We start from the raw sequence: 24,811 nt of genomic DNA, 5'->3' as shown, positions 1-24,811 counted from the left end.
TTCATTCAGCCGAGGCTATCAACCGTGATGAGGCTTGTGCTCATCAGCGGTTTCCAGGGCTTCGGCCGGGGCAGCGGCGGCCAGGGCAGCAGCGGCTGCTTCGGCTTCACGCTTGCGGCGACGCACTTCACGCGGGTCGTTCGGCGCACGGCCGTTCGGCAGCATGATGGTGGACGGCTCGACCGGCGCTTCTTCGGCAACCACGGCTGGCGCAGGCTCGGCCACCGGGGCTTCGACCACTTCAGGCTGAGCTTCGACGGCTTCGACCACCGGAGCAGGTTGCTCGGCGACTGGCGCCTGGGCTTCGACCACTTCGGCAACCGGTGCCTTCTCGATCTCGCCCGCTTCCACCACAGGGGCTTCCACGACCGCTGCAGGCTCGACGGCTGCCTCGACAACGGCGGCGGCCGGCTGCTCGGCGGCGGCTTCTTCGACCACTGGCTGCGGCGCCACTTCGACGACAGGCTCGATGCTCGGCTCGGCGGCGACCACTGGCTCGCTGACAGGCTGCTCGACCACCGGGGCGATGGCGACCTGCTCGGCCACGACTTCGGTGATTTCCACCTGGGTCTCGGCGACAGCGGCGCTGGCGCGCTCGGCCTGCTGGTTGGCTTCGGCCTCGGCGTCGGCGCTGATGTTGCTGGTGGCAACGGCAGCGATGACGGCAGTGCCGGCGGCCAGTTCGGCACCCAGCTCGGTGGCCTGGTGCTGTTGTGGCTGCTCTTCGCCGGCGTCTTCGTCACCGCCTTCGATCAGCTCGCCATTGGCGTTGCGCTGGCGCTCACGACGGTTGCTGCGACGACGCTGGCCACGGGAGCGGCGGCGTGGACGCTCGCCATCGGCGCCTTCCTGCTCGTCCTGCAGCAGCTCTTCGTTCGGCAGTTGCTCCTCGGCGAGCTCCACGGCCTGTTCGGCGGCCTGCACCTCAGGGCGCAGCTGGCGCTCTTCGCGAGGGGCACGTTCCTCACGCGGTGCACGCTCTTCGCGAGGGGCACGTTCTTCACGTGGTGCACGCTCTTCGCGTGGGGCGCGCTCTTCACGAGGGGCGCGTTCTTCACGCGGTGCACGCTCTTCACGAGGGGCGCGTTCTTCACGCGGTGCGCGCTCTTCGCGAGGAGTGCGTTCTTCGCGTGGAGCGCGCTCTTCGCGTGGGGCACGCTCTTCACGCGGGGCGCGTTCTTCGCGGGCGACCGGTGCGGCGTCCAGCGGCTCGCGCAGTTCGCGCACGCGCTCTTCGCGGTTGCCGCGGCGGTCTTCACGCGGCTGGCGCGGTTGGCGCTCTTCACGTGGCGCGCGTTCTTCACGCGGGGCACGCTCTTCGCGAGGCTGGCGCTCTTCACGCGGGGCGCGCTCGCCGCGCTCTTCGCGTGGCTTGCGGTCTTCTTCGCGACGGCCGTTGCGGTTGCGGCTCTGCTGGCGACCGTTGCGACGCTCTTCATTGCGTGGCGAGCGCTCGGTGGCTGGCTTCTCGGTGGCGGCGGCCGGTGCGGCGGCGGGCTCTTCCTTGCCGGCGAACAGGCTGACCAGCGACTTGACTAGGCCCTTGAACAGGCTCGGCTCGGCGGCGGCAGGGGCAGCGACCGGCGCGGCAGGGGCAGGCTGTTCTTCAACGGTGGCCGGAACCGGTGCGTTGGCACGGGCCGGCGCGGTCTTGACCGCGGCTTCCTGGCGCACCAGGGTGCGGGTGGCGGTCGGCTGCGGCGCTTCTTCGGTCTCGGCCGAGGCGATCTCGTAGCTGGACTGGTTGGTCAGCACGTCCGGGTTGTCGTCGCGCAGGCGCTGGACTTCGAAGTGCGGGGTTTCCAGGTGATCGTTCGGCAGGATGATGATGCGTGCGCGAGTACGCAGTTCGATCTTGGTGATCGAGTTGCGTTTCTCGTTGAGCAGGAAGGCGGCCACCGGGATCGGCACCTGGGCGCGCACTTCGGCGGTGCGGTCCTTCAGTGCTTCTTCTTCGATCAGGCGCAGGATAGCCAGCGACAGCGACTCGACGTCACGGATGATGCCGGTGCCGGAGCAGCGCGGGCAGACGATGCCGCTGCTTTCGCCCAGCGATGGGCGCAGGCGCTGACGGGACATTTCCAGCAGGCCGAAGCGCGAGATGCGGCCTACCTGCACACGGGCACGGTCGGCCTCGAGGCATTCGCGCACGCGTTCTTCGACGGCGCGCTGGTTCTTGGCCGGGGTCATGTCGATGAAGTCGATGACGATCAGGCCGCCGATGTCACGCAGGCGCAGCTGGCGGGCGATCTCTTCGGCCGCTTCCAGGTTGGTCTGCAGGGCGGTTTCTTCGATGTCGCTGCCTTTGGTGGCGCGCGCCGAGTTGATGTCGATGGACACCAGGGCTTCGGTCGGGTCGATGACGATCGAGCCGCCGGACGGCAGGTCGACCACGCGCTGGAAGGCGGTTTCGATCTGGCTTTCGATCTGGAAACGGTTGAACAGCGGCACGCTGTCTTCGTACAGCTTGACCTTGCTGGCGTACTGCGGCATCACCTGGCGGATGAAGGTCAGGGCTTCTTCCTGGGCGTCGATGCTGTCGATCAGCACTTCGCCGATGTCCTGGCGCAGGTAGTCGCGGATGGCGCGGATGATGACGTTGCTTTCCTGGTAGATCAGGAACGGCGCGGCGCGGTCTTGCGAGGCTTCCTTGATGGCGGTCCACAGCTGCAGCAGGTAGTCGAGGTCCCACTGCATTTCTTCGCTGCTGCGGCCCAGGCCTGCGGTGCGCACGATCAGGCCCATGTCGCCCGGAACGGTCAGGCCGTTCAGCGCTTCGCGCAGTTCGTTGCGCTCTTCGCCTTCGATGCGGCGGGAGATGCCACCGGCACGCGGGTTGTTGGGCATCAGCACCAGGTAGCGGCCGGCCAGGCTGATGAAGGTGGTCAGGGCGGCGCCTTTGTTACCGCGCTCTTCCTTCTCGACCTGGACGATGACTTCCTGGCCTTCGCTCAGGACTTCCTTGATGTTGACCCGGCCTTCAGGAGCTTTCTTGAAGTATTCGCGGGAGATTTCCTTCAGCGGCAGGAAGCCGTGACGTTCGGAGCCGAAGTCGACGAAGGCGGCTTCGAGGCTGGGCTCGATCCGGGTGATCTTGCCTTTGTAGATGTTGGCCTTTTTCTGCTCGCGGGCGCCGGACTCGATGTCCAGGTCGTAGAGACGTTGGCCGTCCACCAGGGCTACACGCAACTCTTCGGGCTGAGTTGCGTTAATCAGCATTCTTTTCATGTTGTACCGTCGGTTTCCGGGCTGCCGGAAACGGCGTGCGGCACACACGACTTCTCAGGGTCGGTGCCAAGGTGCGCAAAGGGTGGCGGGCCACCCCCGTGTCTGGCGACGTTCGGCACCAGCCGGTTGCCCAGCCTGCCGTTGTCGCGACGACGCGTCCTGTTTTGCGGTGCCAAAAGACCTGTCGAGCTTTTCGAAGGTTATCCGAATCAATCGAGCGGGCCTGGTGCACTCAGTCAGGAGGAGGAATCAACCGGTCGGCCGTGGACGCCACTAGGGCGTCTGTTGAGGACCTTGTCCGCTCATCGCCCGTTGAGTGGGGCGCTGGGACGGGTTCGGTGCCACACGGTCCGAGGGCTGTACATCTCCACCCTGCACGTATCCCTGAAAATTCGGTGCTGCCGCGCGCTGAATCCGCAACGGGTTGCATTTTTCGCCAGCCCGGTTCCGGGCTGGCGCCATAACATATCCAAGGCAGGTATTTCCGAGGCATTCACCCGAATGCGCGGAAACGACGGTGGCGGGCAGAGGTACGGCGAAAAGAATCGGGATAAGCAGGTGAAACACCGCACTTGTCGTTTTTTTTCGGTCTTCTCTACACAGCGCTGGTGGCGATTCCAGGCATTTAGTTAAACTGGCGAACGCTCCGTAGGACGGCCTCGCGTCCTCGGGAATTGCGATGGTCAGGGCCGGCGTAGAGCCTGGTGCCGCTGGCCTGCCGCTTTTGGCGGCGTTCGCGACTATAGCAGCAATGATTAAGTGCTTCAATTCCATAAAAAATTGTTATGATCCCGCCATGACGACCAATACCCCCCCGACTTCCGGCGTTCAGCTGATCGAAGTCCCGCCGGAGCTTGCCGGCCAGCGCATCGACAATTTCCTCATCACGGCCCTCAAGGGCGTGCCCAAGACCCTGGTCTACCGCATCCTGCGCAAGGGTGAGGTGCGGGTCAACAAGGGCCGGATCAAGCCCGAGTACAAGCTGCAGGCCGGCGATATCGTGCGCGTGCCGCCGGTGCGCCTGCCCGAGCGCGACGAGCCGGCGCCGGTGGCCCAGGGGCTGCTGCAGCGCCTGGAGGCCGCGATTGTCTACGAGGACAAGGCGCTGATCGTGATGAACAAGCCGGCCGGCATCGCCGTGCATGGCGGCAGCGGCCTGAGCTTCGGCGTGATCGAGGCGCTGCGCCAGTTGCGCCCGGACGCCAAGGAGCTCGAGCTGGTGCATCGCCTGGACCGCGACACCTCGGGCCTGCTGATGATCGCCAAGAAGCGCAGCATGCTGCGCCACCTGCACGCCGCCCTGCGCGGTGATGGCGTCGACAAGCGCTACATGGCGCTGGTGCGCGGCCACTGGCCGACCTCGAAGAAGCAGGTCAACGCGCCGCTGCAAAAGAGCAACCTGCGTTCCGGCGAACGCATGGTCGAGGTCAATGACGAGGGCAAGGACGCGCTGACGATGTTCCGCGTGCTGCGTCGCTTCGGCGAGTTCGCCACCATCGTCGAGGCGCGGCCGATCACCGGGCGTACCCACCAGATCCGCGTGCATACCCTGCATGCCGGGCACATGATCGCCGGCGACAGCAAGTACGGCGATGAAGACTTCAGTCGCGAGATCCGCGAGCTGGGCGGCAAGCGTCTGTTCCTGCATGCCTACCAGCTGACCGTGCCGCTGCCCGACGGTGGCGAGCTCAAGCTCGAGGCGCCGGTGGACGAGATGTGGGCCAAGACCATCGAGCGGCTGGCGTCCTGATCCATGAATAAAAGTTATGACCTGCTGATCTTCGACTGGGATGGCACCCTGGCCGATTCCATCGGGCGCATCGTCGAGGCGATGAACGTGGCCGCCGGGCGTGCCGGCGAGGTCGCCAGTAGCGACGAGGCGGTCAAGGGTATTATCGGCCTGGCGCTGGGGGAGGCGATCGCTACCCTGTACCCGCACCTAGATGCACCGCAGGTCGAGGCGTTCCGTCAGCACTACGCCGACGTCTACATGGCGCTGGACCAACAGCCGTCGCCGTTGTTCGACGGCGTGGTCGAGTCGCTGGAAGCGTTCCGTGCCGAGGGCTATCGCCTGGCGGTGGCCACCGGCAAGGCGCGACGCGGCCTGGATCGGGTGCTCAAGGCCAATGGCTGGGAAGGTTATTTCGATATCACCCGGGCGGCCGACGAAACCCGTGGCAAGCCGCATCCGCTGATGCTCGAACAAATTCTCGCCCATTGCCGGGTCGAACCTGGACGGGCGCTGATGGTCGGAGATTCGGCGTTCGACCTGCAGATGGCCAGCAATGCCGGCATGCATTCGGTTGCCGTGGGCTACGGCGCCATGTCGCTGCAGGCCCTGGCCGAATTCGGTCCGCAAGTGTGCATCGAGCATTTTTCCCAGTTGCGCGAATGGCTGGCCGAGCCTGCGCAGATCAATTTCCAAGGTAGGTGAGCATGACTGACGAATGGAAGGCGCCCGAGCCGGACGAAACCGGCGAGGAGCGCAAGAGCTGGAAACTGCTGGAGAAGACCTTGCTGGCCGGCGTCCAGGAGCAGCGCCGGGCGCGGCGCTGGGGGATCTTCTTCAAGCTGCTGACCTTCGTTTACCTGTTCGGCATCCTGTTCCTGTTCACGCCGTTGATGGATGTGGACAAGGCGGCCTCGCGCAGCGGCAACCATACCGCGCTGGTCGAGGTGCGCGGGGTGATTGCCGACCAGGAGCCGGCCAGTGCCGACAATATCGTCAAGAGCCTGCGCGAGGCGTTCAAGGACCCGAAGACCAAGGCCGTGGTCATGCGCATCAACAGCCCGGGCGGCAGTCCGGTGCAGTCGGGCTACGTGTATGACGAGATCCGTCGCCTGCGCGCCGAGTACCCGGCCATCAAGCTGTATGCGGTGATCGCCGACCTGGGTGCTTCCGGCGCCTACTACATCGCCAGCGCCGCCGACGAGATCTATGCCGACAAGGCCAGCCTGGTCGGCTCCATTGGTGTCACCGCGGCCGGTTATGGCTTCGTCGGGACCATGGACAAGCTGGGGGTGGAGCGTCGTACCTATACGGCTGGCGAGCATAAGGCGTTCCTCGATCCGTTCTCGCCACAGAAACCCGAGGAGACCGCGTTCTGGCAGGGCGTGCTGGACACCACACACCGCCAGTTCATTGCCATGGTCAAGCAGGGGCGCGGCGAGCGGTTGAAGGACAAGGAGCATCCGGAGCTGTTCAGCGGGCTGATCTGGTCCGGCGAGCAGGCCAAGGTGCTGGGGCTGGTGGATGGGCTGGGCAGTGCCAGCTATGTCGCCCGCGACATCGTGGGGGAGAAGGAACTGGTGGACTTCACCGTGCAGGAGTCGCCGTTCGATCGCTTCTCCAAGCGTATCGGTGCCAGCGTGGCGGAGCGCCTGGCGCTGTACATGGGCTTCCAGGGGCCTTCGCTGCGTTGAGCTGAAGGTTCATCGTCGTGGGTCGGTCCAAGATGCAGGGGTCGCTTTGCAGCCCTTTCGCGGCACAAGGCCGCTCCTACAGGGGGGGGCACGCTCGCCTGTAGGAGCGGCCTTGTGCCGCGAAAGGGCTGCAAAGCAGCCCCGGCAATTCCAAGTCAGGCGCTAATTTTTAATGCCTTGAGAGGGCTGGTGCTCAGGGCACCCGCACACCTTCCTTGTGCAGCATGTCCACCAGTCTAATCAGAGGCAGCCCGATCAGGCTCGTGGCATCGCAGCCATGGGTGCTCTGGAACAGGCTGACCCCCAATCCCTCCGCCTTGAAGCTGCCGGCGCAGTCCAGCGGCTGCTCGGCTGTCACATAGCGCTCCACGCGCTCCCGATCCAGCTCGCGCATCGTCACGGTAAACGGCACGCAATCGACCTGGCAGTGGCCTGTGGCGCTGTTCAGCAGCGCCAGCCCGGTGAGGAAGGTGACCTGCTGCCCGCTGGCCTCCAGCAACTGCTCGCAGGCGCGTTCGAAGGTGTGGGGCTTGCCGAGGATCTGCTCGCCCAGCACCGCCACCTGGTCGGAGCCGATGATCAGGTGGTCGGGGTGGCTGGCGGCCAGGGCCTCGGCCTTCTGTCGGGCCAGGCGGCGGACCAGCTCGACGGCGGGCTCGCCATCGAGGCGCCGTTCGTCAAGGTCGGGGCTCGCCCAGGTGAAGGGCAGGCGCAGGCGGGTGAGCAGTTCGCGGCGGTACGCAGAGCTGGAAGCCAGTAACAAGGGAAGCATGGTAGACTCCTGGGCAATTACCCCGAATTCTAACATGCGAGATGACACCTAATTTCCTTTGACAGGGAGGGGGTGCATCCCTAGAATGCTGCGCCTATGTTGAATGACCCGATTCCACCTCACGTTGACCCGCGCAAATTGGCTGATCGTGGCGTAACCCTCGAAGGTTCGCTGCAACTCGCTGATTTGGAAAGACTCTGCGACCCGCTTTCCGACAATGTCGGTACGGTGCAGGCGAAGTTCGATTTTGAACGAGATGAACAGCACGTAGTGGTAATCCACAGCGCGCTGGATGTCGAAGTCAAGATGGTTTGCCAGCGTTGTCTTGAGCTGGTCACCCTACCGATCCACAGCGAATGTACATACGCCGTGGTGAAGGAGGGTGCGAACACCCAGTCGTTGCCGAAAGGCTATGACGTGCTGGAACTGGGCGAAGATCCTTTGGATCTGCAGGCGTTGGTCGAGGAAGAGCTGTTGCTCGCCCTGCCGATCGTGCCTGCTCATCATCCGGAAGAATGCCAGCAGCCGGCGGGACTCGATGAGCCCGAGCCGAGCAAGGACGAGGTATCGCGGTCCAACCCGTTCAGTGTATTGGCGCAGTTAAAGCGTGACCCAAACGTTTAGGAGTTAATCAATTATGGCTGTTCAGCAGAACAAAAAATCCCGCTCTGCCCGTGACATGCGCCGTTCGCACGACGCCCTGTCGGCAGAAGCTCTGTCGGTAGAGAAGAGCACCGGTGAAGTACACCTGCGTCACCACGTATCGCCAGAAGGCGTATACCGTGGTCGCAAAGTGATCGACAAGGGCGCCGACGAGTAATCCTTGTCCGCTCAGATCATCGCGATCGACGCAATGGGCGGGGACTTCGGTCCCCGCAACATTGTCCAGGCTAGCATTGCCTGCCTTTCGGCTACCCCCTCGCTGCACCTGACCCTCGTCGGTCAACCCTCCCTCCTTGAAGATCTCGTCAGCGGCCTTGCGGCTGCGGATCGCGCGCGCCTGCAGATTGTTGCGGCCAGCGAAGTGATCGGCATGGACGAGCGGCCATCGCAGGCGTTGCGGGGCAAGCCGGACTCGTCGATGCGCGTCGCCCTCGAACTGGTGCGCGATGGCAAGGCCCAGGCCTGCGTGAGTGCCGGCAATACCGGTGCGCTCATGGCCTTGTCGCGCCTGGTGCTCAAGACCCTGCCTGGTATCGATCGCCCGGCGATGGTGGCGGCGATTCCGACCCAGGCCGGCTACTGCCAGCTGCTCGACCTCGGCGCCAATGTTGATTGCAGCGCTGAAAACCTCTACCAGTTCGCCGTGATGGGCTCGGTGGCCGCGCAGGCCCTGGGCGTGCAGCGGCCGCGGGTGGCGCTGCTCAATATCGGCACCGAGGACATCAAGGGCAACCAGCAGGTCAAGCTGGCCGCCAGTCTGCTGCAGAACGCCCGGGGCCTGAACTACATCGGCTTCGTCGAGGGCGACGGGCTGTACCGTGGCGAGGCGGACGTGGTGGTGTGCGACGGTTTCGTCGGCAATATCCTGCTCAAGTCCAGCGAAGGCCTGGCAACCATGATCGGTGCGCGCATCGAGGCGTTGTTCCGTGGCGGGCTGCTGGCGCGGGCGGCGGGGGCCATGGCCATGCCGTTGCTCAAGCGCCTGCAGGCCGACCTGGCGCCGGCGCGACACAATGGCGCAAGCTTCCTGGGGTTGCAGGGCATCGTCATCAAGAGTCATGGCTCGGCGGGCGTGCAGGGGTTGCAGAGTGCGATCCAGCGCGCGCTGATCGAGATCCAGGAGAACCTGCCGCAGCGCCTGCATGGGCGCCTCGAAGACCTGTTGCCCTGAGTGGCGTGGGAGCGGGCTTGCCCCGCGATGAGGCCATGACTGGAAATACAAAGCCTTTGGGCATGTCGCCCATGAAGTGCTTAAATGTGACCGCTTGGTCCGCCGCTCCATCCAAGCTTTCAGATTGCGCGCCCGGCCCATGGCCCGGCGCACCCTATCCGACGACAAGATCATAAGGGCTTGTTCAATGTCTGCATCCCTCGCATTCGTCTTTCCTGGTCAAGGTTCCCAGTCGCTGGGCATGCTCAAAGAGCTGGGCGCCGAAAAACCGGTAATCGTCGAGACCTTCAAGGAAGCGTCCGAGGCCCTGGGCTACGACCTGTGGAAGTTGGTCCAGGAAGGCCCGGAAGAACAACTCAACCAGACCGACAAGACCCAGCCGGCCATCCTGACCGCCTCGATCGCCCTGTGGCGCCTGTGGCTGGAAGAGGGTGGCGCGCAGCCTGCGTTTGTCTCCGGTCACAGCCTGGGTGAATACAGCGCCCTGGTCGCCGCTGGCAGCCTGTCGCTCAAAGACGCCGTGCGCCTTGTCGAGCGCCGCGGTCAGCTGATGCAGGAAGCTGTGCCGGCCGGTCACGGCGCCATGGCCGCGATCCTCGGCCTGGACGACGCGGTCGTGGTCGAGATCTGCGCCAAGGCCGCCGAAGACCAAGTGGTCAGCGCGGTGAACTTCAACTCCCCTGGCCAGGTGGTCATCGCCGGCAACAAGGCGGCGGTGGATCGCGCCATGGAGCTGTGCAAAGAGGCCGGGGCCAAGCGCGCCCTGCCGCTGGCGGTCAGCGTGCCGTCGCACTGCGCGCTGATGAAGCCGGCCGCCGAGCGTTTCGCCGAGTCGGTCAACGCCATCGAATGGAAGGCCCCGCAGATCCCGGTGGTGCAGAACGTCACCGCCGCCATCGCCGCCGACCTCGACGCCCTCAAGCAGGACCTGCTGGCGCAGCTGTACCAGCCGGTGCGTTGGGTCGAGTGCGTGCAGGCCTTGGCCGAGCGCGGCGCGGTGAACCTGGTCGAATGCGGCCCGGGCAAGGTCCTGGCCGGCCTGAACAAGCGTTGCGCCGACGGCGTGACCACCTACAACCTCAACACCCCAGACGCCGTCGCCGCCACCCGTGCGGCGCTGGCCTGAATTCGGAGAAGCTTGCATGAGCCTGCAAGGTAAAGTTGCACTGGTCACCGGCGCCAGCCGTGGTATCGGCCAGGCCATCGCCCTCGAGCTGGGCCGCCAGGGCGCGACCGTGATCGGTACCGCCACCACCGCGTCGGGCGCCGAGCGCATTGCCGCCACCCTGAAAGAGCACGGCATCAACGGCACCGGCCTTGAGCTGAACGTCACCAGCGCTGAGTCCGTGGACGCGGTGCTGGGCGCCATCGGCGCGCAGTTTGGCGCGCCGGCTATCCTGGTCAACAACGCCGGCATCACCCGCGACAACCTGATGCTGCGGATGAAGGACGACGAGTGGTTCGATGTGATCGACACCAACCTCAACAGCCTCTACCGTCTGTCCAAGGGCGTGCTGCGCGGCATGACCAAGGCCCGCTGGGGTCGTATCATCAGCATCGGCTCGGTAGTGGGTGCCATGGGCAACGCCGGCCAGGCCAACTACGCCGCCGCCAAGGCCGGCCTGGAAGGCTTCAGCCGTGCCCTGGCCCGTGAGGTGGGCTCGCGTGGCATCACCGTCAACTCGGTGACCCCGGGCTTCATCGACACCGACATGACCCGCGAACTGCCCGAAGCGCAGCGCGAGGCCCTGCAGAAAGAGATTCCGCTGGGCCGCCTGGGCCAGGCCGAGGAGATCGCGAAAGTGGTTTCCTTCCTGGCTTCCGACGGCGCAGCCTATGTCACCGGCGCCACCGTGCCGGTGAACGGCGGGATGTACATGTAAAAACCGCAACTCAATGTGACGGATTGCTTCAAAAAAGAGTCATACTGCGAGCCTAAAATCCGTTATAAAGCTGCAACCAGATTCCGGGCAGAGGGCCCGGTGGCCTGGTGGAAGGCGCGTTACGCTTGAAAAGCAGGCGTCTTCCTATAAACTTGGTCACCGGCCAGCTGCCTGACATATGTCCATTAGGAGTGAAAACTAGGTATGAGCACCATCGAAGAACGCGTCAAGAAAATCGTCGCCGAGCAACTGGGCGTCAAGGAAGATGAAGTGAAGAACACCTCTTCCTTCGTTGAGGACCTGGGTGCCGATTCGCTTGACACCGTTGAGCTGGTGATGGCTCTGGAAGAGGAATTCGAGACCGAAATCCCTGACGAAGAAGCCGAGAAGATCACTACCGTTCAAGCTGCCATCGACTACGTCAACGCCCACCAGGCCTAAGACGTTTCAGTCGACGCTACTTGTCGGGAAAAACCGCACTGCCGTCGCCGGCGTGCGGTTTTTTCTTTGCAAGCCCTGCAATCAGCGGAGTCTGTTGCCAGGCCATTGGCCGCGCCAGTGCACTGGCAAGAGACTCTGTAATTTGGAAATGAGGAGAGTACTGTGTCGCGTAGACGCGTCGTGGTCACTGGTATGGGTATGCTGTCGCCACTGGGTACCGATGTACCGAGCACCTGGCAGGGCATTCTAGCTGGACGCAGTGGCATCGGTCCGATCGAGCATACGGATCTGTCTGCCTACTCCACCCGTTTTGGCGGCTCGGTAAAGGGCTTTGAAGTCGAGCAGTACCTGTCGGCCAAGGAGGCCCGCAAGCTCGACCTGTTCATCCAGTACGGCCTGGCGGCCGGCTTCCAGGCGGTGCGCAACGCCGGCCTGGAAATCACCGACGCCAACCGCGAGCGCATCGGCGTGGCCATGGGCTCGGGCATCGGTGGGCTGACCAACATCGAAGAGACCAGCAAGACCCTGCACGAGCAGGGGCCGCGCCGGATCTCGCCGTTCTTCGTGCCGGGCTCGATCATCAACATGATCTCCGGCTTCCTGTCGATCCACCTGGGTCTGCAAGGGCCGAACTACGCGATCGCCACCGCCTGCACCACCGGCACCCATTGCATCGGCATGGCCGCGCGCAACATCGCCTACGGTGAAGCCGACGTGATGATCGCCGGCGGCGCCGAAATGGCCGCCTGCGGCCTGGGCATGGGCGGCTTCGGCGCGTCCCGCGCGCTGTCGACCCGCAACGACGAGCCGGCCCGTGCCAGCCGTCCGTGGGACAAGGGCCGTGACGGCTTCGTGCTGTCCGACGGCGCCGGTGCCCTGGTGCTCGAAGAACTGGAGCATGCCAAGGCCCGTGGCGCCACCATCTACGCCGAGCTGGTCGGTTTCGGCATGAGCGGCGACGCCTACCACATGACCTCGCCGCCCGATTCCGGCGAAGGTGCCGCCCGCTGCATGGCCAACGCCTTGCGCGATGCCGGCATCCAGCCTGAGGACGTCAGCTACATCAACGCCCACGGCACCTCGACGCCGGCCGGCGACATTGCCGAAGTGGCCGCGATCAAGCGCGTGTTCGGCGAGCACGCCTACAAGCTGGCGGTCAGTTCGACCAAGTCGATGACCGGCCACCTGCTCGGCGCTGCCGGCGCGGTGGAGGCGATCTTCAGCGTCCTGGCGATCAACAGCCAGATGGCGCCGCCGACCATCAACCTGGACGAGCCCGACGAAGGCTGCGACCTGGACTTCGTGCCGCACCAGGCGCGCAGCATGCCGATCGACGTGGTGCTGTCCAACTCGTTCGGCTTTGGTGGCACCAACGGCTCGCTGGTATTCCGTCGGTTCGCCGACTGATGCACAGCTGGATCGATGGCCAGGACGCGGCTGCGGTCAATCTGCAGAATCGTGGCCTGGCCTACGGCGATGGCCTGTTCGAGACCATTGCCGTGCGCGGCGGCAGGCCCAGCCTGCTGGCCCTGCACCTCGACCGCCTGGCGCTGGGTTGCCAGCGCCTGGCGATCGAAGCCGATCTGACGCTGGTTCGCAATGAACTGTTGCAATTCGCCCAGTTGCTGGGCGAGGGCGTCGCCAAGCTGATCCTGACCCGTGGCGACAGCCAGCGCGGCTATGCCCCGGTGGCTGGCGCCCAGGCGCGGCGCATTCTCCAGGGCAGCCCCTTGCCGGCTTATCCCGCCGAAAACGCCGAACAGGGCGTGCGCCTGTACGCCTGTCAGACGCGGCTGGCGGAACAACCGCTGCTGGCCGGGCTCAAACACCTCAACCGCCTCGAGCAGGTGCTGGCCCGTGCCGAATGGCAGGATCCGGCGTTTGCCGAAGGCTTGATGCGTGACGGCCAAGGGCGGGTGATCGAAGGGGTGTACAGCAACCTGTTCCTGGTGCGTGACGGCGTGCTGCTAACCGCCGAGCTGAGCCGTTGCGGCGTGGCCGGGGTGATGCGCGCGGCGTTGCTGGAGCAGGCGGCGTTGCTGGGCATTGCCACCCTGGTGCGGGACTTGCCGCTGGAGGCGCTGGAGCAGGCCGACGAAGTGTTCGTCTGCAACAGTGTCTACGGCATCTGGCCCGTGCGTGAATTCGCCGCGCTGAACTGGCCGGCCGGGCCGCTCACCCGTAAACTGCAGGCCGTTGCCCGTACGTTACTGGATACCTGATTCGTGAGACGCAAATTCCTGCTGCTGCTGGAAATGAGTTTGATCCTCGCCGGCCTGGCACTGGGCTGGGCCGCCTGGAAGGTCAACTCGGTCCTGGAGCAGCCCCTGCAAGTGGCGCAGGAGCGCCTGCTCGACGTGCCCAGCGGCACGACGCCCAACCGTATGTTCTATCGCATGCAGGGCGAAGGCCTGCTCGACGATCCGCTGTGGCTGCGCCTTTACTGGCGCTTCAACATGGCGGGCACGCCGCTGCATACCGGCGAGTACCGGGTGACCCCGGGCATGACCGTGGGGCAGCTGTTCGACGCCTGGAAGCGCGGCGACGTGGTGCAGTACAACATTACCCTGGTCGAGGGCTGGACCTTCCGCCAGGTGCGTGCCGCAGTCGCGAAGCACGAAAAGCTCAAGCACACCCTCGAGGGGCTGTCCGATGCCGAAGTGATGGATAAGCTCGGCCATACCGGTGTGTTCCCCGAAGGCCGCTTCTTCCCCGACACCTATCGCTTCGTGCGCGGCATGAGTGACATCGAGCTGTTGCAGCAGGCTTATATGCGCCTGGACGAAGTGTTGGCCAAGGAATGGGCCGAGCGCAGCACCGACCTGCCGTATCGCGACCCGTACCAGGCGCTGATCATGGCCTCGCTGGTGGAGAAGGAAACCGGCATTCCCCAGGAGCGCGGGCAGATCGCCGGCGTGTTCGTGCGGCGCATGCGCCTGGGCATGATGCTGCAGACCGACCCGACCGTGATCTACGGCATGGGCGAGCGCTACAACGGCAAGATCACCCGCGCCGACCTGCGCGAGCCGACCCCCTACAACACCTACACCATGACCGGCCTGCCGCCGACGCCGATCGCCATGGTCGGGCGCGAGGCGATCCACGCCGCGCTCAACCCCAGCAACGGCTCGAGCCTGTACTTCGTCGCCCGCGGCGATGGCAGCCATGTGTTCTCCGACGACCTGGACGATCACAACAGTGCGGTGCGTGAGTTCCAGCTCAAGCGGCGGGCGGATTACCGTTCGAGCCCTGCACCGCAGAACGCACCTGAAGAGGCTCCGGCCGATGGCGTCGCTGCACCTGCAGAGCCTGATTCCAAGTCTTCAGCGCCAGCGACGGAACAGCCTTAGGCGCTATGGCAATGGGCGTCATGGCGTTCAGCGGCGGCGCGTATTGGTCCGGTTATCTCGCCACACTGCGAGGGTGTCAAGTTCTCAGGGAGAGCAGGTGCTAAAATCTTTCGCTATTTCCAATACTTCACTGAGCGCTCACGTTGATTTATACGATGAGCGTGCGTCCAGGTTTGGAACCTGGATCTCTGTATTGATAGGCCAGAATGGCAGTCGTAAGAGTTTTATCTTGCGTCAGATTCTTCAAGCGGCCCTGGATGACATGGCGGCTGGCAAAAAACGCAACTCAGACTTGGCAATGCCCGGCTGGGAAAGTGGTGCGCCGGCAAACGTGATCTGTATATCGGGTACTCCGCTGGATCGTTTCCCAAGGGCGCAGATGCTGATGCTCGGCAGCCAAAAAAAGCAGGGGCAGGCAAGATACCTCTACCTGGGGCAGCGCGCGGCAAACGGTATGGCAGGTATCGCCCAGAGTGAGCGAGCGCTGATGGTGGCCTTGTTCTTGAACGCCGATCAGCTCCGTGCCAGGGCTCATATATTCGAGCGGGTTTTCAATAATGTTGGGTTCGCGCCAAGAATCGACATATCCCTCAAGCTTGGAAAAGAGCTGGAGCGGCATGACAGTGACTGGGTTAATGCTCATCTCAGTGTGAGATACATGGCAAAGGATGCCATTGAGGATTATGCCAGGAAAGCCATCGCTGACTATTGTCAGGCGGTCCCTGTGGAGCGCCACAGCCCGCGGCTACAAGCGGTACTCAATAAGGTCAGCGGTTTTGATTTTACTATCAATGGTATTTTCAAACTCCTGAATTGGTTCGATCACGCCCCTCCTTGCCTGGTGTTCGAAAAGGGTGAAATTCGCCTTGCTTCGCCGGTTTGGAAGGACTGGGGTATTGATGAACTGGAGGTTTTCGTACGCGCAGGCCTTATCGAAGTGTCCCAGACACGATTCTTCAAGCAGAGCCCCCGCTCGGAGAGCGCTCGCCAAGGGCAGGGTATGCTCGAGCTTCCGGGCGATCATCTCAGTTCTGGCCAATGGAGCTGGCTCGCGGGACTGGTCGGGTTGGCGGCACACATCACCGACAGCAGCCTGGTGTTGATCGACGAGCCTGAGAATAGCCTGCACCCTCTTTGGCAGCAGCAGTACATCACCACGCTGAACGCTGTCATGAGAGAGTTCCGGGGGGCGCAGGCCATGGTGGTGACTCATTCGCCGATTATTGCCTCTGGTGTCGAACCTGGCTGCGGGCAAGTTCAGGCGCTGATCGACCTTGGTGTGAACGAGGCGGGTCAGCAGCTCATCGAGTCCAGAAGTGTGCCAGACACCTACGGGTGGAGAGCATCTGATGTCTACGAGGCCGCGTTCGATGTGCCATCGTCACGGGCACCCTTTTTCACCCTCACTGCAGATGTTGCGCTGGCACTCATTCGCGAAGACAAGCGGATGAGCGTTGCAGAAAATCGGCTGTTTCAGGAAGAGCTTACCCAGTGTCTGGCCTCGCTACCGCCGGTCGATCCGCTGCGGACCGTCTTGAGCCAACTGCTCGATGAGTTGCGCAAGCGCACCGGGCATGGAGTTGGGTGAATGTTCGAAACTATCACGCTCACTGACGAAGATGAGCCACTGTTGGCGTCGATCCGGGCGTATTCAGGAAACGTGTGGTCGACACCCCATGAGTTAAAGGCATACCGCAGCCGGCTGCTGAAGCTTCAGAATTACCGCTGCGCTTATTGCCAGCTCGCGATCGAGGCGGATGAGGTCGGGCATCGAGAACTGGATCATATATTGCCCAAACTGGGTACGAAGAACTGTACGGATGAAAACGGCAGAAGCAATGAGTATGCACGGCGTCAGCACACGTATGGCTACTCACAGTTCACCTATGAACCACTGAATATGGTGGTGATCTGCAAAATCTGCAACTCGTACAAGAAGAGCTTCGACCCTTTGCGTGACCGGACGAATGTCTACACCAGTGACACCTATCCTGACCCTGCTGCCATACAGTGGTTTTACCCATACACCCAGCGTTATTCCGGCCATATCAGTCGAAGCGAGAATTGGACTTACACACAACGTTCCCCAGAGGGCGATTACGTTATCCGGGTTTGCCGGCTCGATCAGGCTGAGGGCCTGAGCTCCAGGGCTGCAGTGCGTGCCTTGATCAAGGCACGGCAGGCTGGAAGCCTTAGAGACGCTGTGATGGATCTGGCCGGGGATGTCCGGGCGCAGCGGTGCAGCTTTGATCACGCGGTCAGTGCCGTCGAGATGGCAGTTGATATCGACCGTCCGGTAGCGAATGAGCTGATCCGGCTCTGGGTGGAATTTCGCGCCAAAGGCACCATGCTGCTGGCTGAAAAAGCAGAAGCGCTATTGGTGGCCCTTGTTGCTGATGAGGATATCGATACCGACGACGCGGCTGGCATCCTCAAGGTATTGACTTGCTGCACAGAGGCTGCGACATCTTCCACGCGCTCATGACCCGTTCGGCGAGCACATCAATTGTCTGGTCGTTGTCGATCAGAATGTCTTGCGGTTGTATCTCGATGCCTGACTCTGAGCTGTGAGGATTTACCCGTTGCGGATTTGGGCGCCTGATGTGCCAGATCCTGCCATTGTGTTGGCGCAGGTAAGCTGCTTCGTTCTCGTAGCGAATATCTTTGATGATGATGGTGTGGGCCTCATCCGGGAGCGATGAGAGGGGGCGTGAGAGTGCCACCGTCGAAGCTGCCCGTCGAACTGCATAGTCGCTGTACAGCGCCAATGCTCTGGCGCTGAGAAACTCCACAGCGCTGCGGGGTGTGATCGACCAGTAAGGATCGATCTGCCCGCTCAGCCGTTCGTCCCAGAGCTGCGCATCACTAAAACCGAAGAAGGCTTGGGCTGCGAGTCTGAACGGGGCCTGCGTCGCGTTCAGGTCGACGACAAAACCGTCATCGGTCGCCCGACCGGCAGGTGGGTTGATGGCCAACTCTGCGCGCATCAGCCAATGGTCGGCAGTGCGTTCGCGCATCCACTCGGTGCCCACTTGCTGGAACAGTTCTCGTGGCGAACGTTGCCACAGTGCAATGGGCTGCTCTTTGAGATCATCCGACCACGTCTGCTCGTCGCTTAATCCCCATAGCGCCTGGCAACCCATTTTCAAGGGGTCTGCCAATGCGTATGCCGCGACACCTGGTTGCTTGAGCAGTACGGCGGCAACGGTGTCTTTCCCTGATCGGGCGGGGGCGGCCAGGCCGATGATTTTCCTCACGAGGTCTCCAGTATGTTTGGGCAGGGAGAAACGCTAGAATGCGCGATTTAGCGGCGATTTTAGTTTGCCTGGTGAAATGATTGCAAAACCTTGCGCCTGTTTGCACAGGTATGGTCGAGATTCAAAGAGAGGTCTGTATGGCTGATGCCTACCCCTGGCAGCAGGCGCTCTGGCAGCAATTGGCCGGGCGCGCCCAGCATGCCCATGCCTACTTGCTGCATGGCCCCCAGGGCATCGGCAAGCGCGCCTTGGCCGAGCGCCTGATGGCGCGGCTGCTGTGCCAGCAGCCACAGGGCCTGGATGCTTGCGGCCAATGCAAGTCGTGCCTGTTGCTCAAGGCCGGCAGCCACCCGGACAACTTCGTACTGGAGCCGGAAGAGGCCGACAAGCCGATCAAGATCGACCAGGTGCGTGATCTGGTGTCATTCGTGGTGCAGACCGCCCAGCAGGGCGGGCGCAAGGTGGTGCTGATCGAGCCGGTGGAGGCGATGAACATCAATGCCTCCAACGCCCTGCTCAAGAGCCTGGAGGAGCCTTCCGGCGATACCGTGCTGCTGCTGGTCAGCCACCAGCCCAGCCGTCTGCTGGCGACCATCAAGAGCCGCTGCCAGCAGGTCGCCTGCCCACAGCCGAGCCTGGAGCAGAGCCGCGCCTGGCTGGCCGCCGCCCTTGCCGACAGTGGCGAGGAGGAGCGCGAGGAGCTGCTGACCCTGGCCGCCGGTTCGCCGCTGATGGCCGTGAACCTGCAGGCCCAGGGCGTGCGCGAGCAGCGGGCGCTGGTGACCGAGGGGGTGAAGAAACTGCTCAAGCAACAGCAGTCGCCCAGCCAGTTGGCCGAGGCCTGGAACACGGTGCCCTTGCTGCTGCTGTTCGACTGGTTCTGCGACTGGTCGCACCTGATCCTGCGCTACCAGTTGACCCAGGATGAGGAAGGACTAGGCTTGGCCGACATGCGCAAGGTGCTGCAGTACCTGGCGCAGAAAAGCCGCCAGGGCAAGGTGCTGGAGGTCCAGGCGTGGATCCTCGAGCAGCGCCAGAAAGTGCTGGGCAAGGCCAACCTCAACCGTGTACTGCTGCTCGAAGCCTTGCTCGCCCACTGGGTGCAGCTGCCGGGCATGCGCTGATTTCCACCGTTCATTCATGTGTGTCGTGTTCCCATGCTCGTAGATTCCCATTGCCACCTCGACCGTCTCGACCTGAGCGCCCACCAGGGCTCCCTCGACGCCGCCCTGCAGGCAGCCCGTGAGCGCGGGGTAGGGCACTTCCTGTGCATCGGCGTGAGCGCCGAGAATGCCGGCGCGGTCAAGGCGCTGAGCGAGCGCTATGCCGACGTGGACTGCTCGGTGGGCGTGCACCCGCTCGACCTGGCGCCGGGCGAGACGCCGGCGCTGGAGTGGCTGCTGCGCGAACTGGCCCACCCGCACGTGGTGGCCATCGGTGAGACCGGGCTGGACTACCACTACGAGCCGGAGGCCGCCGAGCTGCAGCAGGCCTCGTTCCGCCTGCACCTGGAGGCCTCGCGGCAGACCGGCAAGCCGGTCATCGTGCATACCCGGGCGGCCCGCGAGGACACCCTGGCGCTGCTGCGCGAGGCCAGCCTGCCCCAGGCCGGGGTGCTGCACTGCTTCACCGAGGACTGGCCGATGGCCAGGGCCGCGCTGGACCTGGGCTACTACATCTCGCTGTCCGGCATCGTCACCTTCCGCAATGCCGACGCCCTGCGCGAGGTGGCCCGGCAGGTGCCGGTGGATCGCCTGCTGGTGGAGACCGACGCGCCGTACCTGGCGCCGATCCCGCACCGCGGCAAGCCGAACCTGCCGCAGTACGTGCGGGAAGTGGCCGAGTATGTGGCGTCGTTGCGTGGGGTGAGCTACGAGCAGTTGGCCGAGCAGACGACCAGCAACTTCAAGCGACTGTTCCCGCTGGCAAGGGTAATCTGAGGTCGCCGTGCTGACGCTATCGCGGGGCAAGCCCGCTCCCACGTAATGATCGAACTCGTGGGAGCGGGCTTGCCCCGCGATAGCATTGGCCCAGGCAAATCTGAAGCCGCCTCCCCATGCACCCCGAACCGGGCAAAAAAAACCCGGGTTCTGGGGGGGGAATCCGGGTTAAGACCATTAGGAGTAAAACAAAGGCACACGCTCCCTGGGTACCTTTATCGGCGCGCCACTTGGGGGTATGCGTCGCGCCAACACTTCAAGTATTGGCCAGGATTGGCGCCCCGCCAGCGGTGATTGATCGTTTTTTAAACAGATTTGGAATACGTCCGCAGCCCCTTGCGCGTTCAATGCATGGCGATCTGCCGGACCTGTCGCAGTACGTCGTCGATCAGGTTGGGGTCGGTATAGAAATGTGGGGAAAACCGCACCCCGGGGCCGCGTACGGCGCAAATAACCCCGCTATCGCTCAGGGCACGATAAATGTCGGCGTTGGCCTGGCCATCCAGGCTGAAACTGACGATGCCGGCCCGCCGCGAAGGATCAATCGGGCTGTGCAACTGCGCCCCGGGGATGGCAGTGAGCCCTTGATGCAGCTGCTCGACCCGCTGCTCCAGCTGTTCGGCGACCACCGTCATGCCGACATCCTCCAGCAGCGACAGGCTGGCCTCCAGCGCGCAGGCGCCGAGCATGTTCGGGCTGCCGCACTCGAAGCGCCGTGCGCTGCGGGCCGGCTGCCACTGGCGGCGCTCGAAGTCGCCAAGGTGCTCCAACATATGCCAGCCATAGGCATGCAGCCTCAACTGCCGGCGTAGGTCGTTGCGGCAATAGAACACCCCCAGCCCCTCGGGGCCGAGCATCCACTTGTGGCCGTCGGCCATGGCGAAGTCGCATTGGTAGTGCTGCACATCGAAGGGCAGGGCGCCGACCTGCTGGATCGCGTCGACGCAGAACAGCACGCCGCGTTGGCGACAGGCGGCGCCCAGGCGTGCCAGGTCCAGGCGCAGGCCGCTGGCGAACTGCACGGCGCTGACCGACAGCAAGCGCGTTCGCGGGCCGCAGGCGGCGAGCAGTGCCGCTTCCGGATCGGCGACGGCCAGGCCTGCCTCGACCACTTCGACCCCGCGATCAGCCAGGGCTTGCCAGACCACGCGGTTGGAGGGGAACTCCTCGTCGCTGATGACGACCTGGTCGCCGGGCCGCCAGTCGAGGCCGAAGGCCACCAGCGACAGCGCCTGGGAGGTGTTGCCCACCAGGGCGATGTCGCCGGTGCTGGGCGCATTCAGCAGGCGTGCCAGGCGCTCGCGCAGGCGGCGCTCGGTGGCCAGCCAGGCCGGATACTCGCGGGCGCCCAGACGCACGTTTTCATGGGCGAAGCGCGCCACGGCCTCGGCGGTCCGCCGCGGCCAGGGGGCGATCGCTGCGTGATTCAGGTAGCACAGGCCCGGCGCCTGCTCGAACTCATCAAGAAACACAGACATGGTTGGAAGATCCGTGCAATTTGCCGCCAGTTAGGCATAATAACCCGCTTCGATTGTCATCCCAGTCCTTCTTTATGCAGAAAGAACCTCGCAAGGTCCGTGAGTTTCGCCGTCGCGAACAAGAGATCCTCGACACGGCGCTCAAGCTGTTTCTCGAACAAGGTGAAGACAGCGTCACCGTCGAGATGATCGCCGACGCCGTGGGTATCGGCAAAGGCACGATCTACAAGCACTTCAAGTCCAAGGCGGAGATCTACCTGCGCCTGATGCTCGACTACGAGCGCGACCTGAATGAGCTGTTGCATTCGGCCGACGTCGACCGTGACAAGGAAGCCCTGTCGCGTGCCTACTTCGAGTTCCGCATGCGCGACCCGCAGCGCTACCGGCTGTTCGACCGCCTGGAAGAGAAGGTGGTCAAGGGCAACCAGGTGCCGGAAATGGTCGAGCAGCTGCACAGCATCCGCGCCTCCAACTTTGATCGCCTCACCCAGTTGATCAAGGGGCGCATCAGCGAGGGCAAGCTCGAGGACGTGCCGCCGTACTTCCACTACTGCGCCGCCTGGGCGCTGGTCCATGGCGCGGTGGCGCTGTACCACTCGCCGTTCTGGAGCAATGTGCTCGAGGATCAGGAAGGTTTCTTCCAGTTCCTCATGGACATCGGCGTGCGCATGGGCAACAAGCGCAAGCGCGATCCGGAAGCCGCGAACTAAAGCCGTTCAAGCAGCGCCCACCGCACATCCGGCGGGCGCCTTCGCTCAAGGCTTCGCCGGGAAGGCTTGCAAAAACCTGATTTTTGAGTCAGGTTTTGCTCGCCAGAATCTTCCACGCCGGAGTCATCCATGATCGTCGATCGTCAAGGCAGGCGCTTTCGCAACCTGCGCGTCAGCCTGACTGCTGCCTGCAACTATGCCTGCACCTACTGCGTGCCCGATGGCAAGCGCCTGGTGGCGGCGCAGGACGAGCTCACGGCGGATGCCCTGGCCCGGGGCGTGGCCTACCTGGTGGAGGCGGCCGGGGTCGAACGGCTGCGCATCACCGGCGGCGAGCCGCTGGTCAGTCCGCGACTGGAAGCCTTTCTCGGCGCGGTGGCGGGCCTGGGGCTCGACGACATCAGCCTGACCACCAACGGCCAGCTGCTCACCCGCAAGTTGCCGCTGCTGCGCGATGCCGGCATCCGCCGGCTCAACGTTTCCCTCGACACCCTCGACGCCAGTGCCTTTCGCCGGATCGCCCGGGGTGGCGACCTGGCCAGCGTCTTGGCGGGCGTGGCGCAGGCCAGCGCCGCGGGCATGGCGATCAAGGTCAACATGGTGCCCATGCGCGGGCAGAACCTCGATCAGGTGCTGCCGCTGCTCGACTACTGCCTCGAACGCGGCTATGAGCTGCGCTTCATCGAGCTGATGCGCATGGGCCACCTGGCGCGCGACGGCAATGCCTTCCTGCAGCAGTTCGTCGGCCTTGGGCAATTGCTGGCGTTGATCGGTCAGTCACACAGCTATGAGCATGCGCCGCGCCCGCTGGATGCCACGGCCCTGCGTTACCGCATTCCCGGCAAGGGCCATTTCGGCGTGATCGCCAACGAGAGCGTGCCGTTCTGCCGCACCTGTTCGCGCCTGCGCCTGTCGTCCACCGGCTGGCTGCATGGCTGCCTGTCGTCGAGTAACCGTCACTTTGTCGGCGACCTGCTCGACAAGCCCCGCCATCAGGCGCTTCCGGCGCTGCAGCGGCTGCTGGTGAAGGCCCTGGCGGACAAGCAGGATGTGGCGTTTTCCGGCGATGTGATGGTGATGAAGGTGATCGGCGGCTGACTCTGGCGCAAAAGCTGCATCCCGCGGCTATTCGCCGGTTTTTCGTCACCGGTTTCTGGAGGAAAGATGCGTAGCCTGGTCTTGCTGCTGGCGCTGATGGCGTTGGGCGGCTGCATGAATGTCAGCGATATGGGCGAGGGCGTCCGTTACCACATGAGTGATGCGGGCCTGCTGGACCACAGCGACACCACCCGTACCCTGTCGATCCGTCTGCAGCCGGACTCGTTCATCTTCATCGGCCAGGGCGCCTTCGTGCCGCCGGGCAAGGGGCCGGTGCCGCAGCAGAACGCGGTGGCCGAGGAGGCCTTCAAGAGCTTCGTCGAGTACTTCCCGCTGGTGCGTCGCGCCCAGGGCCCGCTGGGTCTGGAAGACGCGATCGCCGAGGCCCGCGCGGTGGGTGCCGACTATGTGTTGTACACCCGTTTCGCCCGCACCGACGACCGTATCGGCAACGGTGACGAGTGGTATGACGAGCAGGCTGTCGATCGCCTGGGCTGGGACCGTGGCGTGGTGCAGATGATGCTGATCGAGACCAGCACCCGCTACCTGATCGACACCGCGCGCATCAAGAGCCGCGGCGGTTTGTTGACGTTCCACGACAACACGCCACAGGATTTGCTTGCCGCGCCGATGCGCGAGTACGCTCGTAGTCTTCTGGGCATGAGCAACTGAGCGAGCGCGTCATGAGCGATTCCGGCAAGGCCAACGATCTGCTGGCGCAGATCCCCGCGCACAAGGGGCTGCCCCCGGTGCACCTGTGGAACCCGGATTTCTGCGGTGACATCGACATGCGGATCGCCCGGGACGGGACCTGGTACTACCTGGGGACGCCGATCGGGCGCAAGCCGATGGTGCGGTTGTTCTCTACCATCATTCGGCGTGACGGGGACGATTACTTCCTGGTCACGCCGGTGGAGAAGGTCGGGATTCGGGTCGATGATGCGCCGTTTGTTGCTGTGCTGTTGGATGTCGAGGGCAGTGGGGAGCAGCAGGTGCTGCGGTTTACCAGCAATGTCGACGATCAGGTCGAGGCTGGGCCTGATAATCCCCTGCGGGTTGAGCTTGATCCGGTTACCCAGGAGCCTTCTCCGTATGTGCTGATGCGCAGCAACCTCGAGGCGTTGATTCATCGCAATGTGTTCTATCAGTTGGTGGAACTGGCGGTGGCGCGGGAGATTGATGGGGAAGTTTGGCTTGGGGTTTGGAGTCGGGGTGAGTTTTATCCGATTGGGCGTAGTGTCTAATAACTGTTTCTGAATCCCCGTTTCATTACAGATACAACAGCCCAGCAATCAACTCATATTTCTTGATCTTGATCTTGATCTTGATCTTGATCTTGATCTTGATCTTGATCTAAGCGCGCGATAGTTCAGGCACCGCCAATTGCGACTTCAGGA

At 63.7% G+C, this 24,811-nt stretch carries 24 protein-coding genes; 20 read left to right on the top strand and 4 right to left on the bottom strand.

Annotated features, from left to right (window positions below; genetic code table 11):
- Positions 1-18: 18 nt before the first annotated feature.
- Positions 19-3,228, bottom strand: a complete 3,210-nt coding sequence (gene rne, locus ACZ899_RS11640) for a ribonuclease E (RefSeq protein ID WP_234561554.1) — start codon at positions 3,226-3,228, stop codon at positions 19-21.
- 796 nt (positions 3,229-4,024) lie between these two features.
- Between rne and rluC the strand changes: the two genes are divergently transcribed.
- From rluC to ACZ899_RS11625, 3 genes are read left to right on the top strand one after another with little or no spacing between them, the layout of a single operon-like run.
- Positions 4,025-4,978, top strand: a complete 954-nt coding sequence (gene rluC, locus ACZ899_RS11635) for a 23S rRNA pseudouridine(955/2504/2580) synthase RluC (RefSeq protein ID WP_203647551.1) — start codon at positions 4,025-4,027, stop codon at positions 4,976-4,978.
- A gap of 3 nt (positions 4,979-4,981) precedes the next feature.
- Entirely contained in the window at positions 4,982-5,662 is a 681-nt protein-coding gene (locus tag ACZ899_RS11630; protein ID WP_234561555.1) for an HAD family hydrolase, read from the top strand.
- A gap of 2 nt (positions 5,663-5,664) precedes the next feature.
- The gene (locus tag ACZ899_RS11625; protein WP_232857560.1) at positions 5,665-6,651 is read left to right on the top strand and encodes a S49 family peptidase; all 987 of its coding nucleotides are present in this window, start codon (positions 5,665-5,667) and stop codon (positions 6,649-6,651) included.
- A gap of 193 nt (positions 6,652-6,844) precedes the next feature.
- On the opposite strand, the gene ACZ899_RS11620 is transcribed toward ACZ899_RS11625, so the two are convergent.
- Positions 6,845-7,423 carry a Maf family protein gene (locus ACZ899_RS11620; RefSeq protein WP_203647549.1) on the bottom strand — a complete coding sequence of 193 codons (579 nt, stop codon included), beginning with the start codon at positions 7,421-7,423 and terminating at the stop codon, positions 6,845-6,847.
- A gap of 96 nt (positions 7,424-7,519) precedes the next feature.
- Here ACZ899_RS11620 and ACZ899_RS11615 point away from each other — a divergent pair, with 96 nt between their 5' ends.
- The 11 genes from ACZ899_RS11615 (at position 7,520) to ACZ899_RS11565 (ending at position 17,416) form a co-directional block, all read left to right on the top strand.
- Complete coding sequence (locus ACZ899_RS11615) at positions 7,520-8,047, top strand: YceD family protein (RefSeq protein ID WP_023630499.1); 528 nt, start codon at positions 7,520-7,522, stop codon at positions 8,045-8,047.
- 13 nt (positions 8,048-8,060) lie between these two features.
- Positions 8,061-8,243, top strand: coding sequence for a 50S ribosomal protein L32 (gene rpmF, locus ACZ899_RS11610; protein WP_028690987.1), 183 nt, complete (start codon positions 8,061-8,063; stop codon positions 8,241-8,243).
- Between the two features lie 3 nt (positions 8,244-8,246).
- Positions 8,247-9,257 carry a phosphate acyltransferase PlsX gene (gene plsX / locus ACZ899_RS11605; protein WP_267967161.1) on the top strand — a complete coding sequence of 337 codons (1,011 nt, stop codon included), beginning with the start codon at positions 8,247-8,249 and terminating at the stop codon, positions 9,255-9,257.
- A 187-nt stretch (positions 9,258-9,444) separates the two neighbouring features.
- Positions 9,445-10,383, top strand: a complete 939-nt coding sequence (fabD, locus tag ACZ899_RS11600; RefSeq protein WP_234561556.1) for an ACP S-malonyltransferase — start codon at positions 9,445-9,447, stop codon at positions 10,381-10,383.
- A 16-nt stretch (positions 10,384-10,399) separates the two neighbouring features.
- Positions 10,400-11,140 (top strand): 3-oxoacyl-ACP reductase FabG, encoded by a 741-nt coding sequence (fabG, locus tag ACZ899_RS11595; RefSeq protein WP_234561557.1) that lies wholly within the window; start codon positions 10,400-10,402, stop codon positions 11,138-11,140.
- A 204-nt stretch (positions 11,141-11,344) separates the two neighbouring features.
- Positions 11,345-11,581, top strand: a complete 237-nt coding sequence (gene acpP, locus ACZ899_RS11590) for an acyl carrier protein (RefSeq protein WP_028690990.1) — start codon at positions 11,345-11,347, stop codon at positions 11,579-11,581.
- 162 nt (positions 11,582-11,743) lie between these two features.
- The gene (fabF, locus tag ACZ899_RS11585) at positions 11,744-12,988 is read left to right on the top strand and encodes a beta-ketoacyl-ACP synthase II (protein WP_050704704.1); all 1,245 of its coding nucleotides are present in this window, start codon (positions 11,744-11,746) and stop codon (positions 12,986-12,988) included.
- Positions 12,988-13,803 (top strand): aminodeoxychorismate lyase, encoded by an 816-nt coding sequence (gene pabC, locus ACZ899_RS11580; protein ID WP_234561558.1) that lies wholly within the window; start codon positions 12,988-12,990, stop codon positions 13,801-13,803. The genes fabF and pabC overlap by 1 nt, the downstream gene beginning before the upstream one ends.
- A 3-nt stretch (positions 13,804-13,806) precedes the next feature.
- On the top strand, positions 13,807-14,931 hold the full coding sequence (gene mltG, locus ACZ899_RS11575; RefSeq protein ID WP_234561559.1) for an endolytic transglycosylase MltG: 1,125 nt from the start codon (positions 13,807-13,809) through the stop codon (positions 14,929-14,931).
- Between the two features lie 229 nt (positions 14,932-15,160).
- Positions 15,161-16,519 carry an AAA family ATPase gene (locus ACZ899_RS11570; protein ID WP_234561560.1) on the top strand — a complete coding sequence of 453 codons (1,359 nt, stop codon included), beginning with the start codon at positions 15,161-15,163 and terminating at the stop codon, positions 16,517-16,519.
- Positions 16,520-17,416 (top strand): HNH endonuclease, encoded by an 897-nt coding sequence (locus tag ACZ899_RS11565; RefSeq protein WP_232857550.1) that lies wholly within the window; start codon positions 16,520-16,522, stop codon positions 17,414-17,416.
- Here ACZ899_RS11565 and ACZ899_RS11560 read toward each other — a convergent pair.
- The gene (locus tag ACZ899_RS11560; RefSeq protein ID WP_234561561.1) at positions 17,364-18,188 is read right to left on the bottom strand and encodes a deoxynucleotide monophosphate kinase family protein; all 825 of its coding nucleotides are present in this window, start codon (positions 18,186-18,188) and stop codon (positions 17,364-17,366) included. The genes ACZ899_RS11565 and ACZ899_RS11560 overlap by 53 nt on opposite strands.
- A gap of 137 nt (positions 18,189-18,325) precedes the next feature.
- Between ACZ899_RS11560 and ACZ899_RS11555 the strand changes: the two genes are divergently transcribed.
- Together ACZ899_RS11555 and ACZ899_RS11550 are read left to right on the top strand one after the other, a co-directional pair.
- Positions 18,326-19,312 carry a DNA polymerase III subunit delta' gene (locus ACZ899_RS11555; protein ID WP_234561562.1) on the top strand — a complete coding sequence of 329 codons (987 nt, stop codon included), beginning with the start codon at positions 18,326-18,328 and terminating at the stop codon, positions 19,310-19,312.
- A gap of 33 nt (positions 19,313-19,345) precedes the next feature.
- Positions 19,346-20,128, top strand: coding sequence for a TatD family hydrolase (locus tag ACZ899_RS11550; RefSeq protein ID WP_234561563.1), 783 nt, complete (start codon positions 19,346-19,348; stop codon positions 20,126-20,128).
- 344 nt (positions 20,129-20,472) lie between these two features.
- On the opposite strand, the gene ACZ899_RS11545 is transcribed toward ACZ899_RS11550, so the two are convergent.
- Positions 20,473-21,606 carry an aminotransferase class V-fold PLP-dependent enzyme gene (locus ACZ899_RS11545; RefSeq protein ID WP_234561564.1) on the bottom strand — a complete coding sequence of 378 codons (1,134 nt, stop codon included), beginning with the start codon at positions 21,604-21,606 and terminating at the stop codon, positions 20,473-20,475.
- Positions 21,607-21,680: 74 nt separating this feature from the next.
- On the opposite strand from ACZ899_RS11545, the gene ACZ899_RS11540 reads away from it, so the two are divergent.
- The 4 genes from ACZ899_RS11540 to ACZ899_RS11525 all read left to right on the top strand — a co-directional run bounded on the left by ACZ899_RS11540 (position 21,681) and on the right by ACZ899_RS11525 (position 24,658).
- Positions 21,681-22,316 carry a TetR/AcrR family transcriptional regulator gene (locus ACZ899_RS11540; protein ID WP_011532895.1) on the top strand — a complete coding sequence of 212 codons (636 nt, stop codon included), beginning with the start codon at positions 21,681-21,683 and terminating at the stop codon, positions 22,314-22,316.
- 129 nt (positions 22,317-22,445) lie between these two features.
- Positions 22,446-23,414, top strand: coding sequence for a GTP 3',8-cyclase MoaA (locus tag ACZ899_RS11535; protein ID WP_234561565.1), 969 nt, complete (start codon positions 22,446-22,448; stop codon positions 23,412-23,414).
- Positions 23,415-23,480: 66 nt separating this feature from the next.
- Positions 23,481-24,086, top strand: a complete 606-nt coding sequence (locus ACZ899_RS11530; RefSeq protein WP_050704713.1) for a DUF4823 domain-containing protein — start codon at positions 23,481-23,483, stop codon at positions 24,084-24,086.
- Positions 24,087-24,097: 11 nt separating this feature from the next.
- Entirely contained in the window at positions 24,098-24,658 is a 561-nt protein-coding gene (locus ACZ899_RS11525) for a DUF1285 domain-containing protein (RefSeq protein ID WP_234561566.1), read from the top strand.
- The last annotated feature ends 153 nt before the right edge of the window (positions 24,659-24,811 follow it).

It is taken from the genome of Pseudomonas sp. TE31087 (genome assembly GCF_057284075.1).
The sequence above is the reverse complement of the archived record's forward strand: the minus strand, read 5'-3'. Positions and strand labels throughout refer to the sequence as shown.